The sequence below is a fragment of the Pseudomonas sp. HMWF021 genome (assembly GCF_003061005.1).
In the GTDB taxonomy this organism is placed as follows: Bacteria; Pseudomonadota; Gammaproteobacteria; order Pseudomonadales; family Pseudomonadaceae; genus Aquipseudomonas.
Window position 1 is genome coordinate 13431 of the sequence record NZ_QAIK01000141.1, and the last position, 3667, is coordinate 17097.

2 protein-coding genes and 2 pseudogenes are annotated in these 3667 nt (G+C 61.6%); 3 read left to right on the plus strand and 1 reads right to left on the minus strand.

Going from position 1 to position 3667, the window contains the following annotated elements:
- Positions 1-141: 141 nt before the first annotated feature.
- Positions 142-372, minus strand: coding sequence for a hypothetical protein (locus DBR18_RS19575; RefSeq protein ID WP_095187399.1), 231 nt, complete (start codon positions 370-372; stop codon positions 142-144).
- A 344-nt stretch (positions 373-716) separates the two neighbouring features.
- Here DBR18_RS19575 and DBR18_RS30360 point away from each other — a divergent pair.
- The 3 genes and pseudogenes from DBR18_RS30360 to DBR18_RS19585 form a co-directional block, all read left to right on the plus strand.
- Positions 717-1373: pseudogene (locus DBR18_RS30360) on the plus strand (MCP four helix bundle domain-containing protein); the annotation flags it as partial.
- A 303-nt stretch (positions 1374-1676) separates the two neighbouring features.
- A pseudogene (locus tag DBR18_RS30365) lies at positions 1677-2276 on the plus strand (methyl-accepting chemotaxis protein); the annotation flags it as partial.
- A 199-nt stretch (positions 2277-2475) separates the two neighbouring features.
- Positions 2476-3667 (plus strand): potassium/proton antiporter (locus DBR18_RS19585; RefSeq protein ID WP_108591538.1); only part of this gene is annotated, 1192 nt, incomplete at its 3' end.

Consider the following 3667-nt stretch of genomic DNA (forward strand, 5'->3'; position numbering starts at 1 on the left):
GGTATTTGCGTTTGGTGTCGGCCAGTGCGGCCTTGAGCATCAGTGCGGCGTCCAGCAGGGTCTGTTCTTCCCCGGCCGGTGCCTTGATCGAATAGTCCTCCCCGAGAATGGAGATGACTTTTACCCCTGCGGTGCCATGGTTCATGCGCTGACAGGACCTGCGTTGACGCGATCAACCAGAGCCTGGATGCGCGCTGCGGTGGCGCCGTGCTTCTCTTCCTGTTCCATCAGGCTCAGTTGCAGGCTTTCGTTTTCATCCTTGGCCTGGGCCAGTTCCGTGGACAGGGTCTGGTTGGTTTGCGCAAGGGACTGGTTCTGTTGCACCAGATCGCTGACGAGCTGTTCCAATTGGCTGAGGGATGCTTCCAACATTTTGATCTTCCAGGCGTTTTTCAAAGGGCGCGTACGATAAAGAAAAGTCACTGCGGATGCCAGGGTTATACCGGCGCAAGGCCTTGATTTTCCTGGCGGCCGACCGTTCTCGCGAGTTTTAAAGACTGTGATCTGCCGATCTGGTTCCTGCACTTCGTCGCCCGGGGCCCTATGCGACAAATACGCACAGCGCCTCAAGACTTTAGTCGTATGACCGATAAGTCATCCATTCAGCCGTCTCAGCCCGCATGGATGCGGCCCTTTCTGGTATCCGCGCCATGTCCCTTCGCAATATGAATATCGCCCCCCGGGCGTTCACCGGTTTCGCCCTGATCGGCGGCCTGATGCTGATTCTCGGCGTGTTCGCCTTGAACCAGATGAGCAAAATCCGTGGCGCTGCCGAGGACATCACGTCCAGCAGCGTGCCAAGCATCAAGAACCTCGACGAGTTCACCCAACTGACCCTGCGCCTGCGGGTGCTGTCGTACCGTTTGCTGGTCAACCGCGAGCCGGACGTGCAGCAGAAAACCGTCGAGCTGCTGGAGATGCGCAATCAGCAGATCCGCACTGCCCAGACCGCCTATGAGCCGCTGATCGGCAGCCCGGAAGAACGCGCCGCCTACGATCAATACGTGCAGTTGCTGGGCCAGTACCGCCAGATCGAAGACCGGATGAAAAGCCTGTCGCGCAACAATCAGGTGGATGAGCTGCGCAACCTGCTCAACACCGAGCTGCTGAACAACTCCGAAGCGATGAATACCGTGCTCAACCGCCTGATGCAGATCAACGGCGAGCAGATCAGCGAAACCAACCAGCAGGCCGCCGAGCAGTATTCTTCGGCGTTCAATCTGGTGGTCACCCTGCTGGTTGTGGCGACCGGCCTGACCTTGCTGTTCGCCTGGTTGCTGACTATCAGCATCACCAAGCCGATTTCCAAAGCGCTGGACGCGGCGGAAACCATCGCCGAAGGCAATCTGACCCAACCGATCCATGTGGACGGCACCGACGAAGCCGGACGCCTGCTGGCGGCCATGGCCAAGATGCAATCGAAACTGCGCGACACCCTGCAGCGCATCTCCGGCTCGGCCACCCAGCTTGCGTCTGCGGCGGAAGAACTGAACAGCGTCACCGACGAAAGCGCCCGTGGCCTGACCCAGCAGAACAACGAAATCGAACAGGCCGCCACCGCCGTCAACGAAATGACCAGCGCCGTGGAAGAAGTCGCCCGTAATGCCGTGAGCACTTCGGAAGCCTCGAAGAACGCCACCACCTCGGCGGGTGATGGCCGCGATCTGGTGCAGGAAACCGTCAGCGCCATCGAACGCATGAGCGCCGATGTGCAGAGCACGGCGAGCCTGATCGGTGATCTGGCGAATGAATCCCGCGACATCGGCAAGGTGCTGGACGTGATTCGTGGCCTGGCCGATCAGACCAACCTGCTGGCCCTGAACGCGGCGATTGAAGCGGCCCGTGCCGGTGAAGCCGGCCGTGGTTTTGCCGTGGTGGCCGATGAGGTTCGTGCCCTGGCGCACCGCACCCAGCAGTCGACCAGCGAAATCGAACGGATGATCGGCAGCATCCAGAGCGGCACCGAACACGCCGTGGACTCGATGCGCAACAGCACCGAGCGCGCCGAATCGACCCTGAACATCGCCCGTGGCGCCGGGATGTCGCTGGACACCATCAACACCGCCATCGTCGAAATCAACGAGCGCAACCTGGTAATCGCCAGCGCCGCCGAAGAGCAGGCGCAAGTGGCCCGCGAAGTGGATCGCAATCTGGTGAACATCCGCGACCTGTCGGTGCAGTCGGCCACCGGCGCGAATCAGACCAGTGCGGCGAGCAACGAGCTGTCACGCCTGGCGCTGGATCTGAACAATATGGTCGGGCGGTTCAGCCTATAACTTTTAAAAGCAAAAAGATCGCAGCCTGCGGCAGCTCCTACAGGGAGACGCAAATCCCCATGTAGGAGCTGCCGCAGGCTGCGATCTTTTGATCTTGAAAAAGCTTTTTGACAGCATCACATTTCAACAGGTTAGAATCGCTGGCACGCAGACTGCATGGTCAGTTTGTGCCCGTCTTTACGCTTCTGGAGTACTGCCTTTGAATGCGACGACCATCAACAGCCTGTTCTTGATCGGCGCGTTGCTGGTAGGTGCGAGCATTCTTGTCAGCTCACTTTCCTCCCGTCTCGGCATCCCCATTCTGGTCATCATCCTCGCGGTCGGCATGACCGCCGGCGTCGATGGCGGCGGGATCATTTTCGATAACTACCCCACGGCCTATCTGGTCGGCAACCTCGCACTCGCGGTGATCCTTCTCGACGGCGGCTTGCGCACCCGAGTCTCGAGTTTCCGCGTGGCCTTGTGGCCGGCGCTGTCGCTGGCGACGGTCGGGGTGCTGATCACCACCGGGCTGACCGGCATGGCCGCCGCCTGGCTGTTCGACCTGAACCTGATCCAGGGCCTGCTGATCGGCGCCATTGTCGGCTCCACGGACGCCGCCGCGGTGTTCTCGCTGCTCGGCGGCAAGGGTCTCAACGAACGGGTGACCGCCAGCCTGGAAATCGAATCCGGCAGCAACGACCCGATGGCAGTGTTCCTCACCGTCACCCTGATCGACATGCTCGCCAGCGGCCAGACCGGCCTGCACTGGAGCCTGCTGACTCACCTGATCCGCGAGTTCGGCATCGGCGGCGTGATCGGTCTGGGTGGCGGCTGGCTGATGCTGCAACTGGTCAACCGGATCAACCTCGCCACTGGCCTGTACCCGATTCTGGTGATCGCCGGCGGGCTGGTGGTGTTCGCCCTGACCAACGCCCTGCACGGCAGCGGCTTCCTCGCGGTGTACCTGTGCGGTCTGGTGATCGGCAACCGCCCGGTGCGCAGCCGTCACGGCATTCTGCACATGCTCGACGGCATGGCGTGGCTGGCGCAGATCGGCATGTTCCTCGTGCTGGGGCTGCTGGTCACCCCGCATGATCTGCTGCCGATTGCCCTGCCGGCGCTGGGTCTGGCGCTGTGGATGATTCTGTTCGCCCGGCCGCTGTCGGTGCTGGTCGGCCTGCTGCCGTTCAAGGCGTTCCATGGCCGCGAGAAAGCCTTTATTTCCTGGGTTGGCCTGCGCGGCGCGGTGCCGATCATTCTCGCGGTGTTCCCGTTGATGGCGGGGCTGCCGAATGCGCAGCTGTATTTCAACCTCGCGTTCTTCATCGTGCTGGTGTCGCTGCTGGTGCAGGGCACAAGCCTGCCGTGGGTCGCCAGACTGCTCAAGGTGACGGTGCCGCCGGAGCCGG

Bases quoted from the DNA above. Each gene is read 5' to 3' on its own strand.
- DBR18_RS19575 (WP_095187399.1), bottom strand. From the start codon at position 372: ATGTTGGAAGCATCCCTCAGCCAATTGGAACAGCTCGTCAGCGATCTG.